This window comes from Sulfitobacter sp. AS92 (assembly GCF_038900015.1).
Taxonomy (GTDB): Bacteria; Pseudomonadota; Alphaproteobacteria; order Rhodobacterales; family Rhodobacteraceae; genus Sulfitobacter.
In genome coordinates this window covers 269,303-281,672 of the sequence record NZ_JBBMQL010000001.1, presented here as the reverse complement: position 1 = coordinate 281,672, position 12,370 = coordinate 269,303, and the positions used below count along the sequence as shown (strand labels likewise).

14 protein-coding genes are annotated in these 12,370 nt (G+C 59.6%); 4 read left to right on the top strand and 10 right to left on the bottom strand.

Annotation, left to right across the window (positions count from 1 at the left end; genetic code table 11):
• The first annotated feature begins 23 nt into the window (after positions 1 to 23).
• Positions 24 to 794, top strand: coding sequence for a bifunctional 2-polyprenyl-6-hydroxyphenol methylase/3-demethylubiquinol 3-O-methyltransferase UbiG (gene ubiG / locus WNY61_RS01370; protein ID WP_342849659.1), 771 nt, complete (start codon positions 24 to 26; stop codon positions 792 to 794).
• On the opposite strand, the gene WNY61_RS01365 is transcribed toward ubiG, so the two are convergent.
• The 4 genes from WNY61_RS01365 to WNY61_RS01350 are packed head-to-tail and all read right to left on the bottom strand — an operon-like array spanning position 769 to position 3,077.
• The gene (locus WNY61_RS01365; protein WP_339637524.1) at positions 769 to 1,209 is read right to left on the bottom strand and encodes a MarR family winged helix-turn-helix transcriptional regulator; all 441 of its coding nucleotides are present in this window, start codon (positions 1,207 to 1,209) and stop codon (positions 769 to 771) included. The two genes, ubiG and WNY61_RS01365, sit on opposite strands and share 26 nt — an antisense overlap.
• Positions 1,210 to 1,220: 11 nt before the next feature.
• Positions 1,221 to 2,051 carry a carbon-nitrogen hydrolase family protein gene (locus WNY61_RS01360; protein WP_342849657.1) on the bottom strand — a complete coding sequence of 277 codons (831 nt, stop codon included), beginning with the start codon at positions 2,049 to 2,051 and terminating at the stop codon, positions 1,221 to 1,223.
• Positions 2,048 to 2,308, bottom strand: coding sequence for a glutaredoxin 3 (gene grxC, locus WNY61_RS01355; protein ID WP_342849656.1), 261 nt, complete (start codon positions 2,306 to 2,308; stop codon positions 2,048 to 2,050). The genes WNY61_RS01360 and grxC overlap by 4 nt, the downstream gene beginning before the upstream one ends.
• Before the next feature lie 37 nt (positions 2,309 to 2,345).
• Positions 2,346 to 3,077, bottom strand: coding sequence for a ComF family protein (locus WNY61_RS01350; RefSeq protein ID WP_342849655.1), 732 nt, complete (start codon positions 3,075 to 3,077; stop codon positions 2,346 to 2,348).
• Here WNY61_RS01350 and WNY61_RS01345 point away from each other — a divergent pair.
• Positions 3,044 to 3,910, top strand: coding sequence for a methyltransferase domain-containing protein (locus WNY61_RS01345; RefSeq protein WP_342849654.1), 867 nt, complete (start codon positions 3,044 to 3,046; stop codon positions 3,908 to 3,910). The genes WNY61_RS01350 and WNY61_RS01345 overlap by 34 nt on opposite strands.
• Positions 3,911 to 3,962: 52 nt before the next feature.
• Positions 3,963 to 5,021 carry a ferrochelatase gene (hemH, locus tag WNY61_RS01340; protein WP_342849653.1) on the top strand — a complete coding sequence of 353 codons (1,059 nt, stop codon included), beginning with the start codon at positions 3,963 to 3,965 and terminating at the stop codon, positions 5,019 to 5,021.
• A 121-nt stretch (positions 5,022 to 5,142) separates the two neighbouring features.
• On the opposite strand, the gene WNY61_RS01335 is transcribed toward hemH, so the two are convergent.
• Both WNY61_RS01335 and WNY61_RS01330 read right to left on the bottom strand, forming a co-directional pair.
• Positions 5,143 to 5,325: a hypothetical protein gene (locus tag WNY61_RS01335; RefSeq protein ID WP_040700758.1), complete on the bottom strand. Its 183-nt coding sequence runs from the start codon at positions 5,323 to 5,325 to the stop codon at positions 5,143 to 5,145.
• 141 nt (positions 5,326 to 5,466) lie between these two features.
• Positions 5,467 to 6,078, bottom strand: coding sequence for a L,D-transpeptidase (locus tag WNY61_RS01330; RefSeq protein ID WP_342849652.1), 612 nt, complete (start codon positions 6,076 to 6,078; stop codon positions 5,467 to 5,469).
• Between the two features lie 167 nt (positions 6,079 to 6,245).
• Between WNY61_RS01330 and WNY61_RS01325 the strand changes: the two genes are divergently transcribed.
• The gene (locus WNY61_RS01325; protein WP_007118381.1) at positions 6,246 to 6,743 is read left to right on the top strand and encodes a CAP domain-containing protein; all 498 of its coding nucleotides are present in this window, start codon (positions 6,246 to 6,248) and stop codon (positions 6,741 to 6,743) included.
• 67 nt (positions 6,744 to 6,810) lie between these two features.
• Here the strand turns inward: WNY61_RS01325 and WNY61_RS01320 are convergent, their stop codons facing one another.
• The 4 genes from WNY61_RS01320 to WNY61_RS01305 all read right to left on the bottom strand — a co-directional run bounded on the left by WNY61_RS01320 (position 6,811) and on the right by WNY61_RS01305 (position 12,350).
• Positions 6,811 to 7,308 carry a L,D-transpeptidase family protein gene (locus WNY61_RS01320; RefSeq protein WP_342849651.1) on the bottom strand — a complete coding sequence of 166 codons (498 nt, stop codon included), beginning with the start codon at positions 7,306 to 7,308 and terminating at the stop codon, positions 6,811 to 6,813.
• 113 nt (positions 7,309 to 7,421) lie between these two features.
• On the bottom strand, positions 7,422 to 8,645 hold the full coding sequence (locus WNY61_RS01315) for a class I SAM-dependent RNA methyltransferase (protein WP_342849650.1): 1,224 nt from the start codon (positions 8,643 to 8,645) through the stop codon (positions 7,422 to 7,424).
• 37 nt (positions 8,646 to 8,682) lie between these two features.
• On the bottom strand, positions 8,683 to 10,515 hold the full coding sequence (locus WNY61_RS01310) for an ABC transporter ATP-binding protein (RefSeq protein WP_342849649.1): 1,833 nt from the start codon (positions 10,513 to 10,515) through the stop codon (positions 8,683 to 8,685).
• The gene (locus tag WNY61_RS01305; protein WP_342849648.1) at positions 10,512 to 12,350 is read right to left on the bottom strand and encodes an ABC transporter ATP-binding protein; all 1,839 of its coding nucleotides are present in this window, start codon (positions 12,348 to 12,350) and stop codon (positions 10,512 to 10,514) included. Before WNY61_RS01305 ends, WNY61_RS01310 begins: the two co-directional genes overlap by 4 nt.
• Positions 12,351 to 12,370: the final 20 nt, after the last annotated feature.

The window sequence follows — 12,370 nt, the reverse complement described above, 5'->3', positions numbered from 1 at the left end:
CAAAAGAGCACAGGGAGATCAGAATGCAAGCGGATCAATCAACCATCGACCCCGCCGAGATCGCCAAATTTGAGGCGATGGCCGCCGAATGGTGGGATTTGAACGGTAAGTTCAAACCGCTGCACATGCTGAACCCCTGCCGGTTGGATTATATCACCAGCCAAATCGCCGGTGAATTTGACCGTGATTTGACGGTGTCTGCCCCCTTTGAAGGTCTGCGTATCCTCGACATCGGCTGCGGCGGCGGGCTGCTGTCGGAACCCATGGCGCGTCTTGGGGCCGATATTGTGGGCGCGGATGCGGCGGCGGGCAATATCCCCGTGGCGCAGGTTCATGCGCAGCAATCAGGATTAGAGATTGATTACCGCCACACCACAGCCGAGGCGATGGCTGAAGCGGGTGAGAAATTCGACGTGGTGCTCAACATGGAGGTCGTCGAACATGTCGCCTCCCCCATCGACTATCTGATCGCCTGCCGCCGCTTGTTGAAACCGGGCGGGCTGCACATCTGCTCGACCCTGAACCGCAATCCGAAGTCTTTCATGATGGCAATTGTCGGGGCGGAACATGTGATGCGTTGGCTGCCCAAGGGCACACATGATTGGAACAAGTTCATCACGCCGGATGAGCTTTATGACCTGCTGAACCGCGCCGGGTTGGAACCGGTGGACAGCAAGGGGTTTGTCTTTAATCCCGTCGCGTGGTCTTGGCGTCTGTCGGATCGGGATCTGAGCGTCAACTACGTGACCGCCAGCCTTAATCCGGGCCTTAATCCTGGTTCAACTGACGCCTAAGGGCGCGCAGGATTGGCAGGGTCGCGCGGACCTGCTCTTCGCCGATGTCATCCACCACGTTGGAGATCATCGGCGTGATCGCATTCACCGCCGCATCCCGCGCCTGCCGCCCAGCGGGGCTGATCGCAACCATCTTGCGCCGCGCATCATCCCAATCGGGGCGGATATGAACGTAGCCCGCCCATTCCAGCTTGCTCAGCGTGTTGGTCATCGCGCCCCGTGTGACGTTGAAGGTCTCAGCCAGCTGCGCGGGTGAGCGCTCCCCGCCGTGCCACGACAGGGAGTTCAGCACCGAAAAATGCGAAATCTCCATCCCGCGCGGCAAAACCCGTGTGAGCCGACTGCGCACCGATTGATCGGCGGCCAGCAATTCGCCGAACAGCATGATCGCAAGTGTGTTTTTATCGTCGGTCATCTCGGGTCCGGTCAGGGCGCGGCAAAGGGGCGGCGGTTGGCAAGGCTGGGCACCTTGGCACGGGCCTTGTCGCACTCTTCCATGTCCAAGTCACAAAAATAAACGCCGGGAGCCGTGCCCGCGTCCAGCACGACCTCGCCCCACGGGGCCACCACCAGCGAATGCCCATAGGTGTCGCGGGTCTTATGGTCGGCGCTGGCATGGGTGCCGGTCTGTGCCGGGGCCAGCACATAGCAGCCGTTTTCGATCGCACGGGCGCGCAGCAGGCTGTGCCAATGCGCGGCCCCCGTCACCGGGGAGAAGGCCGCAGGCATCGTGAGGATACGCGCCCCCGCCTCGGCAAGCGCTTGATAAAGCGCGGGAAAGCGCATGTCGTAGCAGACTGACATGCCGATTTTGCCAAAGGGTGTCTCCGCCACCACGGCCTTGTCGCCGGGCCGATAACCTGCGGACTCGCGGTAGGTCTCGGTCGCGCTGATATCCACATCGAACATGTGTATCTTGTCGTAGCGCGCCGCGATCTCTCCCTGCGGAGAGATCAGGAAAGACCGGTTGGCAAAACGTCCGTCGCCGCCGCGTGTCTTAAGCGCGAGCGAGCCGATCAGCAGCCAGATGCCCGCCTTCGCCGCCTCTTCGCGCAGGGCGGCAAGGGTGGCGTCGTCTTCCTCATAGGCCAGCACGGCCTGCTGGTGGCTGCGGCTGGTGCTGACGCAATTCGTCACCTCGGGCGTCAGAACAAACTCCGCCCCGCCCGCCACTGCCTCGCGCAGCAGGGCGCGCGTGTCGGTCAGATTGGCGGTGGGATCGTCCGAGGAATTGAGTTGCAGCAGCGCGGTTTTCATTTGTCTTGCAAAAGCGCGTCGAGCTTGCCTGCACGGTCCAACGCATAAAGCTCATCACAGCCGCCCACATGCACGTCACCGATGAAAATCTGCGGCACGGTGCGGGCGCCGCCAGCGCGTTGAATCATCTCTTTCTTGCGCTCTGGCTCTGACAGAACATCGACCTCATCAAAGGCCGCGCCCTTTTGGGTCAGCAGACGTTTGGCGGAATGGCAAAAGCCGCAGAGCGGCGACGTATAGATTTCGACAGGTTGCATAGGATCACCCTTTGAACAGTTAACGTTGCACAGTGATCTAGGTCTCTTTGGCCACGCGCGCCAGTGCCAGCACAAAAACGGGGCCAGAACCGGCTGCGATACAGGCGTCTGTACAGGCTGTCAGCGTGGCCCCGGAGGTTAAGACATCATCCACCAGAATCACCGGTCGCCTCATGATACGGTGCCGCCGTCGCGGATGGACGCAGATCGCCTCCTGCAGCACGTCGAACCGTTCCGCCCGGCTCAACCCATCCAGCGACGGCGTGTGCCGGGTGCGCTGCAACAGGTCGGGGCACCAGCTATGGCCAGTTTGCCTCGCTAAAGCTTTGGCCAGCAGCGCCGATTGGTTGTAGCGCCGTTTGAGCAATCTTAGCCAATGCAAGGGCACCGGTGCGATTAGCGCCTCTTCGGGCAAAATGTCCTGCGCTGCCTGCGCCAACCAGCGTGCAGCGGGACGGGCAATCTCCTGACGGTCGCCGTGCTTCAGGGCCAGCACCAGTCTGCGCCCCATATCCCGGTAAATCAGCGCCGCGCGCCCCTGCGCCCAGGGGCGCGGCGTGGCAAGACAGGCATCACAATGCGGTGAAGCAAGATCACCACCGCCCGGCAGTGGCACCCCGCAAGCATCGCACACCGTGCCGCCGATAAAACCCGTATCGCGCCAACAGGTGCCGCACAGCCCGAAATCCGCATCGACCAAACCGCCACACCCCAGACAGCGCGGCGGATAAATTAATGACACCGCTGTTTGAAGTCCCCGTGACGGCATTCTATGTGTTCCTCATGACAGCACAGCCCCCCCTGATCGACCCTACGGCCCTTGCCCATCGTCGCGCCCGCGCGACAGAGCGGGGCATGTTCCTGCAGCAAGCAGCTGCGGAAGAAGTTCAGGATCGCGTGGGACTGGTTAAAAAGGCGTTTACCGCTCCGGCCATTGTGACCGCCTTCCCACAGGTCTGGTCCGCGCTTTTTCCCGGCGCGACGTTGATCCCTGAAGCCGAGGTGCTGGCGTTGGAACCACAGTCCCATGATCTGGTGATCCACGCCATGGGGCTGCACTGGGCCAATGATCCGATTGGTCAGCTGATCCAATGCCGTCGTGCGCTGCGCCCGGACGGGCTGTTGCAAGCCGTGGCACTGGGCGGGCAAACCTTGAATGAATTACGCGCCTGTTTGGGCCAAGCCGAGGCCGAAGTGACCGGCGGCCTGTCACCGCGGATCGCGCCGATGGGCGAGTTGCGCGATTTGGGTGCACTGCTGCAACGGGCCGGGATGGCACTGCCGGTGGCCGACAGCCAGCCGTTGACCGTAGAATATAGCGACGCATGGGCGCTAATGCGCGACCTGCGCGAGATGGGCGAAGGCAATGCGCTAGAAGCGCGCCTGCGCCGCCCAACCCGCCGCGCGGTGCTGCAACGGGCTACGGAACTTTATGCCGCGCATTTCACAGCCCCCTCCGGCCGGATCACTGCGACCTTCGACATGATCTTTCTTGCCGGTTGGGCACCGGACGAAAGTCAGCAAAAACCGCTCCGCCCCGGCTCCGCACAACAACGGCTTGCGGATGCGCTGAATAGTCGCGAAGAGCCTCTCCCTGATTGACCAAAACTTCAGAGCGGCTATCTCTGCGCGGACCCATGTGCGAGGAACCCCCATGCAGGCCACCCAGCCCGAGACCGCCCAGCCAGAACACGGCCCTGCCGATCACCCGAAAGTTAAACGGCCCAAGGTCGGCGTTCTACTTGCCAACCTCGGCACGCCTGATGGCTATGACTATTGGTCGATGCGCCGCTATCTGAGCGAATTCCTTTCGGACCGCCGGGTGATCGATTACAGCCCGTGGAAATGGCAGCCCCTGCTGCAAACGGTGATCCTGACCAAGCGCCCCTTCACCAGCGGTGCGGCCTATAAATCCATCTGGAATGAGGCCGAGAACGAAAGCCCCTTGGCGACGATCACCAAAGCACAGACCGCAAAGATCAAAGCGGCGCTGCAGGCGCGCTATGGGGCGGATGTGATGGTGGATTATGCCATGCGCTACGGCAATCCATCGACCCTGTCCAAGGTCGAAGCGATGGTCGCGGCAGGATGCCAGAAGATCCTATTTTTCCCACTTTATCCGCAATACGCAGGGGCCACGACGGCCACGGCGAATGACGCATTCTTTGCAGCTTTGGCGAAAGAGAAATGGCAACCCGCCGCACGCACCGTTGCCCCTTACTTCGACCGGCCTGACTATATCGATGCGCTGGCGCAGTCGGTCGAGCGCGCCTATGCCGCGAAGGACAAAAAGCCCGACTTGTTGGTCTGTTCCTACCACGGCCTGCCGCAGCGCTATTTGATGGAGGGTGATCCCTACCACTGCCAATGTCAGAAAACGACGCGCCTGCTGAAGGAGCGGTTGGGCTGGGCCGACAGTGAGATCATGACGACTTTCCAATCTCAATTTGGCCCTGAGGAATGGCTGCAACCCTACACGGTTCAAGAGGTCGCCCGTCAGGCCAAAGCTGGCAACAAGAGCATCGCCGTCTGTGCACCTGCCTTCTCATCCGATTGCATCGAAACGCTGGAAGAGATCAACGAAGAGATTAAAGAAAGCTTTGAAGAGGCCGGCGGAGAGGATTTCACCTATATCCCCTGCCTTAACGATGATGATGCGCATATCGACGCGCTGACCACGATCATCGGAGAGAATCTGGCTGGCTGGGTCTAAATCAGTTTTGGGGTCGCTGCGGCGGCCCCTTTTTCAAAGCGGCCCCTCTTTCAAAACCGTACGGAGAAAACAAAAAAGGCGGTGCACTGCACCGCCTTTTCCGTTTGATCGTCAGTTCCGATTAGTCGGAAGCAACAGCTGCGGCAACCAGTGCCAACAGGATCAGGGGAACCAGGATGCCCGCGGACGAACCTGTTGTTTCTTCCACGATAACCGGTGCTTCGACGATTGGCTCGGCCAGCGAACCAGCAAAAGCAGTCGATGCAGCAGCGGACAGAGCAGCGGCGAGAACGAGTTTCTTCATAACATAACCTCCAGAATAGGCGTGCAGTATCATGTACATACACGCGCCCAAGACTTACCTCGTGTTACCGTTCTAAACAGTATCGGCAAAAGTTTGCAAACCCGGAATCAGGTCTTGCAATGAGGAATCAGGGGGATGTCGTCAAATAAGCAACACTTGAGTACCGACCTTCGTGAAGGCAAAAAGTTCGGCGATATGTTCGTTATAGAGCCCAATGCAACCATTGGAAGACTTACGACCAATTTTTCTTGTGTCGTGGGTACCGTGGATACGGTAATAGGTCCAGCTGAGGTAGAGTGCATGGGTGCCCAGAGGGTTATCTGGGCCGGGGCCAACATAGGGCGGCCACTCTGGATTGCGCTTGAGCATCGAAGGTGTCGGACGCCAGCTTGGCCCCTCGACCTTTTTGATAATGCTGGTACGTCCACGGCGGGTCAGGTCTTCGGTCAGAGGCACTGACGAGGGGTAGAGCTTGTAGACGCTTTGATCTTCGGACCAGTAATGTACCGCGCGGCTGTCGATATCGACCAGCACCGCGCCGTTGCGCGTGTTGCTGAAGTAGGGGCGCCAGTCCAGCATGCGGAAACTTGAGACGTTGCGTTTGACCGCATCAGTCAAGTCGCGCTCTGCTTCTGTGGTCGAGTCGGAGTTGAAAGTAGAGGTGCTTTGCGCCAGCGCTGGTGTGGCAAGCATCGCAGCGCTGCCAGCGAGGAAGCCACGGCGGCTCTTAATCGAAAAACGGTGAGCGGACATGGAACGTCTCCAAACTGAAATTATGCTAATTAATGCCACATATATGGCCTGAAAGACGCAGTTTCAATTGAAACCGCAGTACGATGGCAGACTCACGCCTATGTGCGTTTGAACTGCAACGCCCCCCGATGTAAGGCAGAAAAAATTTCATTGCGTGGAGCGCTTTCATGATCCGTATCCTGTCTATCCTGCTGGCGCTGACGGTTGCGCTATCTGCCTGTGTCCCTGCCAGCACCACCGGTGGCAAAGCCGGCGGTTCTTACCGCATCAGCAACTCGGACACCGGGACAATTCAATTCCGCATGCTCGACTCGGTGAATGCGCTGCGCAGCTCGGCTGGCGTCACGCCGCTGGCGCTTGATGCAAAGCTGAACGCGGCCGCCGCCACCCATGCGCGCGATATGTCGGTGCAAAACCGCCCTTGGCACTTTGGATCTGACGGGTCTTCGCCAATCGATCGCATCCAGCGCGTGGGCTATACCGGCGGTCTGGTTGGTGAAGTCATCTCGGAAACTTATGAGACTGAGCTGGAAACCCTTGCCGCATGGATGGAACAACCCGACACGCGCCGCATCTTGATGGCACCCGATGGCCGTCAGATGGGTTTCTCTTGGTATCAGGAAAACGGCGGCAAGATCTGGTGGACACTGGTTGTCGGCAACTGATCTTGCACTGATTTAGCAGTACTTCCGGCCCCTGCGGGGGCCGGTTTCGTTTCTGCCTATCTGATTACTAGGGCGTAATCAGGATCGGTGTGCCATCGCGCACCATCGCATAGACATCTTCGATCTCTTTGTTGGTGACCGCGATACAGCCCCATGTCCAATCGTTCTTTTCTTTTTGCCGCGGGTCTTTTTGCCCGTGGATAAAGATATCACCGCCGGGGCTTTTGCCCATTGAGCGCGCGTATTCGGCATCGAGCTGGTTCGGGTAATCGATACCAACGGAAAGATGGAAGCGGCTGTTCGGATTGCGACGGTCGATTCGATACAGCCCCTCGGGCGTGCGCCCGTCGCCTTCGACCGTTTTATGGCCCACCGGAGCGAAGCCCAACTTAATCGGGTAATCTTCTAACACGCGGTTATGATGCAACAGCATCATGCGACGTTGGCTTTTGTTCACAACCACATAGGTCACTTCTGGCCCATTGTAGCGTTTAAATTTACTGCTGCTGCACGCGCCAAGCGCCACCATAGCAGTGCCGCCAAGTATCATCGTCCTGCGTTTCATCACTGTGCCCTCAATGCCCCGGCCATTCCGGCCTTTTTACCTGCGGTAGCATATTGAGGGACATATTTCATTCAAAAAGAGGTGATGAGACACTGGAAATACGACACAATCGCTTAACTTTCCGGCGCGGTTAGGCAGGCTGCAAGTTCCACATGCGAAGACCAGCGGAACTGATCCACGACTTGAACCCAGTCGAGCCGATAGCCCGACGCGACCAATTTCTGCACATCCCGGGCGAAGCTGACCGGGCTGCAAGATACATAGGCCAAACGCGGCAACTGCGCGCGGATGATCTCGGCGACCTGCGCCTCGGCGCCAGCGCGGGGGGGATCGAGTACCACAGCATCGACCTTGGCCAGTTCGTCCGGCAAGAGCGGACGGCGAAACAGATCGCGCGTCTCAGTCGTCAGAGGTTTGGCACCTTTCGCCCGACGCCAGCCACCTTCCAGCGCCGCAATCATCTCGGCATCGCCTTCGACCGCATGAACCCGCGCCTTTTGCGCCAAAGGCAGGGAAAAGGTGCCGCAACCAGCAAATAGGTCCACCACAAAATCCGCCTCTCCCACAGCCTCCGTCACCGCAGAAAGCAACGCCGCTTCACCGTGACGTGTGGCCTGAAGGAAAGCGCCCGGCGGCGGTGTGACCGGCGCTGTTCCAAAGGTCTGCGCCGGTGGCGCGCGCATGGCGATCACTTCGCCGTCCCACGTTAACCGCGCCAACGCCAGCGCCTCGCAAGTTTGTGCCAATTGCTGCCGGAGCGGCCCATCAAGGGGTTTTCCCTTGGTTACCGACACGTCGAGCCCTTCGTCGGAAAGCGTCACCGTCACGGCCAGTTCGGCCTTCCGGCTGGTGCCGATCAGGGCCAGCTCCTCGGCCACTTTCAAACCTGGAAGCAATGCAGGATCGACCAACTGGCACCCCGGCACTTCGATCAACACGTCAGAAGCGCGGCCATGGAACCCGGCCATCGCGCCCTTTTTCGTGCGGCGCGCGGCAAAGGTGGCCCGGCGGCGGGACTGCGCAGGGGAGGTTTGGATGGGGCGAAATTCAGCCTCTAACCCATGGGCCGACAGCGCATTGCGCACGACATCAACCTTCCACGCGGCCACGAAATCATCCGACGCATGCTGCAGCTGGCAACCGCCGCAAGATTTGAAATGACGGCACGGCGGCGCCACGCGCTGCTCAGACGGCGTGATAATACGAACGTCGCGCAGCTGTTGGCCTTCGACCTCACCGCTGACGGTTTCCCCCGGCAGGGTCATGGGGGCAAAGATCGGACCCTCGGCAATGCCGTCGCCGTGGTGGCCCAAACGCAAGATTTTATGTTCTGTCATAGCCTGCCCATAGCGCGGCTATGGCCACAGCGAAAGCCTATTCCGCTGCCTTCACGTCCAGAAAACCGCCCGATTGCCGGTGCCAATAGCGCGCATAGAGCCCGTTTTGTTCAAGCAGTTCAGCGTGGCTGCCAATCTCTGCAATGCGCCCCGCGTCCAACACTATGATCCGGTCCATCACTGTCAGGGTCGACAGTCGGTGCGCGATGGCGAGCACGGTTTTGCCCTCCATTACCCGGTCTAGGGTCTGCTGGATCGCGGCCACAACCTCGCTATCAAGCGCGCTCGTCGCCTCATCCAGCACCAGAATAGGCGCGTCCTTGAGGATGGCGCGCGCCAAGGCGATGCGCTGCCGCTGGCCGCCCGAAAGCTTCACGCCCCGCTCCCCCAGATGCGCGTCATAGCCACAGCGGCCCTTATGGTCCTCAAGGTCTTGAATGAACTCATGCGCTTCGGCGCGCTTGGCTGCCGCAATAACCTCGGCCTCTGTCGCGTCTGGCCGCCCATAAAGGATGTTGTCCCGCGCCGAGCGGTTGAACATCGCCGTCTCTTGCGTGACCATGCCGATATTGCGCCGCAGGCTCTCTTGCGTGACTTCGGATGTATCCATTCCATCAATGATAATGTTGCCCTGTTCCGGTTCATAGAGCCGCAAAAGCAGTGCCACGAGGGTCGATTTGCCTGCGCCAGAAGCACCAACGATCCCCAGTTTCTCACCCGGTTTGATGGTTAGCGAGATCCGTTCAATTCCGCCCTTTTGCCGCCCATAGGCAAAGCCGAGATCGCGCAGCTCAATCTCCCCTGCGTGCACCACCAGCTCCTGCGCATCCGGCTCGTCATCCAGCCGTACGCGCGGCGTCAGGGTGCGCATCCCGTCCTCGACCTCACCAATGTTGGAATAGATTGCCATCAGCGTGAACGAGACCCAGCCGGTCATCTGCGCGATGCGGATCGCGATAGCGCCGGACGCAACGATATCCCCCTCGCTTGCCATGCCGCGCTGCCAGAGCAGGATTGTCCCGCCCATCAGCAGCACAGGCAAAAGCCCGGCAAGGCTCATCAGCGCCACACGGAAACCGGCGGCCAGATAGCCAAACTCTAACGCGCGGCTGCGGAAACTCTTCATCGCGCTTAGTGCGGCGCGGTCTTCGTGGTCGGCATGGGCGAATAGTTTTACCGTTTTAATGTTGGTGATCGTATCGACCACCTGTCCCGAAACCATCGCCCGCGCCCCGGCCCGTCCCGCCGCCCGCTTGCGCACGCGCGGCAAAAACCAGTTGATCAGGGCGAAATACATCACCAACCAAACAGAAAAGCCAACTGCTACACGCCAGTCGATTGCCAAGAGCAACGCCACCGACCCCACAAGCGATGCCAGCGCAAAGGCCACCACGTTGATCACTTCGGCGGCCACATCCGTCACCGCGCGCGCCGCTTGCATCTGCTTTTGCGCGATGCGCCCCGCAAAATCATCATCAAAGAAATTAACGTTTTGCCCCAGCGTCCAACGGTGCAGACGCGACAGCACCAACGGGTTCACATTGGGTTGCACCATGATCGCATTCGACGCCGCGGACAGACCAAAAAGCACCGGTCGGGCTACAAGGAAAAACGCCACTGCGCCCAGCACCAGTACAAGGCTGCTGCCCTCAAAAAACCGTTCTGGTCCCGCGCTGACCGTGGCGTCGATGACCCTGCCTAATATCCACGCAGTGCCCGCCTCCATCGCGCCCGCTGCGGCAGAGAAAAGTGCAGCGAGCCACAGCACCGGCCAAGCGCCCGCCAGGCACCAGCGCATGAAAGCGCCAAGCGTTTGCGGCGGCGGGCCATCGGCGGGGTGAAAAGGGTTGATCCAGTCTGAAATGCTCAAGTCTTTTCATCCAATGCCAGAAACCCGCCAGACTGACGGTGCCAGAACGCTGCATATAGCCCAGCTTTGTGCAAAAGCGCGTCATGGGTGCCTTCTTCGACGATACGGCCCTGATCCAGAACCAGAATTCGGTCCATCTCAGCAATGGTCGAAAGCCGATGAGCGATGGCGATGACCGTCTTGCCGGCCATCATGCCATAGAGCGTTTCTTGAATGACCGCCTCCACCTCACTGTCGAGCGCGCTGGTTGCCTCATCCAACAACAAGATCGGTGCGTCCTTCAGGATCACCCGCGCTAGCGTAATTCGTTGCCGCTGCCCGCCGGAGAGCTTCACACCCCTTTCGCCCACCCGCGCGTCATACCCCGAACGGCCTTCGGGGTCGGTCAGATCAAGGATGAACTCATGTGCCTGAGCCTGTTTGGCTGCCGCGATCATCTCAGTCTCGCTGGCGTCGGGACGGCCATAGAGGATGTTCTCCCGCACCGAGCGGTGCAACAGGGAGGAGTCTTGCTGCACCACACCAATATGCCGCCGCAGACTGTCTTGCCGGACCTGCGCGATGTCTTGGCCATCGATCCGGATTTCGCCTGCTTCGGCGTCATAGAACCGCAGTATCAGCTTCACGAGGGTCGACTTGCCCGCGCCAGAGCGGCCAACAAGGCCAACCTTCTCGCCCGGCTGCACGGTGATATCGACACCCTGAACACCGCCGCTTTCACGCCCGTATTGGTGGCTCAGCCCTGCCATCTCAATCCGGCCTTCGGTCAGGTTTAGTGGCTTTGCCTCGCGTCTGTCGGTTAGGGCAAGGGGCTGGGCGATGGTTTCCATCCCTTCGGCCACAACACCCAATTCGCGGAAGAAACTCGACAGCGCCCACATGATCCAACCGGTCATTGAGTTAAGCCGCAGCGCCAATGCGGCGGCAGCGGCCACGACACCAACGCTCGCCTCGCCGCCCATCCAAAGCGCCAGCGCCCAGCCGACTACGCCGACGATTAACATACCGTTCAGGAAGGTCAGCACCACGTCCATGATGGTGAAAATCCGCATCTCGCCCTGAAAGGTGCGCCGGGCTTCCTCAATAGCCTCACCAGCGAAATCCACTTCCAGATCATGATGCGCGAACATCTTGACCGAGTGGATGTTCGTATAGGCATCCACCACCCGCCCGGTCACTTGCGAACGCGCATCCGACGCCGCTTTGGACGCCGGGCCGACCCGCTTGATCGTCCACGCCACCAAGGCACCATAGAGAAAGAACCACCCCAAGAGCGGCACTAACAAACGGATATCCGATGTCGAAAGCAAGATCGCCGCGCCAATCATATAGGCAAGCGAGTAGGAGATCGCGTCGAATGCTTGAAACACAACCTCTCCCGCTGCGGGAGGTGTTTGCATGATGCGGTTGGCGATACGTCCGGCGAAATCATTTTCAAACCAGCCGACAGACTGACGCAACACATGCCGATGCGCCCGCCAGCGGATCAGCGTCCCAAAGTTCGGCAGGATCGCATTGTTGAGCAGCATGACGTCAAACGCCTGCATCAAAGGTCGTACAAATAGCACAGCAAGCGCGACGAGGAACAATTCAGTTCCGTAGGTTTCCCACATCTGCGCAGGGTCACTTCCCAGCAGATCGACAACGCGCCCCATGTAGTAGATCAGACCGATTTCGATCGCAGCCACGAAGATCGCCATCATCCCGGCAAGGACAAAGACCTTTTTGAAGGGCTGCGCGTAGTCCCATAAAAAGGTCCAAAGCCCCTGCGGGGGATGATCCTTTTCACTATACGAAACATAGGGATCAACGAGGTTTTCAAAAAAACGGAACATGGGGAGACCTTGAAATATAG

What these genes read in the sequence shown, in the direction of transcription:
- ubiG (WP_342849659.1), top strand. Translation starts at nt 24, where the DNA reads ATGCAAGCGGATCAATCAACCATCGACCCCGCCGAGATCGCCAAATTT.
- WNY61_RS01365 (WP_339637524.1), bottom strand. Translation starts at nt 1,209, where the DNA reads ATGACCGACGATAAAAACACACTTGCGATCATGCTGTTCGGCGAATTG.
- WNY61_RS01335 (WP_040700758.1), bottom strand. Translation starts at nt 5,325, where the DNA reads ATGAAGAAACTCGTTCTCGCCGCTGCTCTGTCCGCTGCTGCATCGACT.
- WNY61_RS01345 (WP_342849654.1), top strand. Translation starts at nt 3,044, where the DNA reads ATGACACCGCTGTTTGAAGTCCCCGTGACGGCATTCTATGTGTTCCTC.
- WNY61_RS01330 (WP_342849652.1), bottom strand. Translation starts at nt 6,078, where the DNA reads ATGTCCGCTCACCGTTTTTCGATTAAGAGCCGCCGTGGCTTCCTCGCT.
- WNY61_RS01305 (WP_342849648.1), bottom strand. Translation starts at nt 12,350, where the DNA reads ATGTTCCGTTTTTTTGAAAACCTCGTTGATCCCTATGTTTCGTATAGT.
- WNY61_RS01325 (WP_007118381.1), top strand. Translation starts at nt 6,246, where the DNA reads ATGATCCGTATCCTGTCTATCCTGCTGGCGCTGACGGTTGCGCTATCT.
- grxC (WP_342849656.1), bottom strand. Translation starts at nt 2,308, where the DNA reads ATGCAACCTGTCGAAATCTATACGTCGCCGCTCTGCGGCTTTTGCCAT.
- WNY61_RS01320 (WP_342849651.1), bottom strand. Translation starts at nt 7,308, where the DNA reads ATGAAACGCAGGACGATGATACTTGGCGGCACTGCTATGGTGGCGCTT.
- WNY61_RS01360 (WP_342849657.1), bottom strand. Translation starts at nt 2,051, where the DNA reads ATGAAAACCGCGCTGCTGCAACTCAATTCCTCGGACGATCCCACCGCC.
- WNY61_RS01315 (WP_342849650.1), bottom strand. Translation starts at nt 8,645, where the DNA reads ATGACAGAACATAAAATCTTGCGTTTGGGCCACCACGGCGACGGCATT.
- WNY61_RS01350 (WP_342849655.1), bottom strand. Translation starts at nt 3,077, where the DNA reads ATGCCGTCACGGGGACTTCAAACAGCGGTGTCATTAATTTATCCGCCG.
- hemH (WP_342849653.1), top strand. Translation starts at nt 3,963, where the DNA reads ATGCAGGCCACCCAGCCCGAGACCGCCCAGCCAGAACACGGCCCTGCC.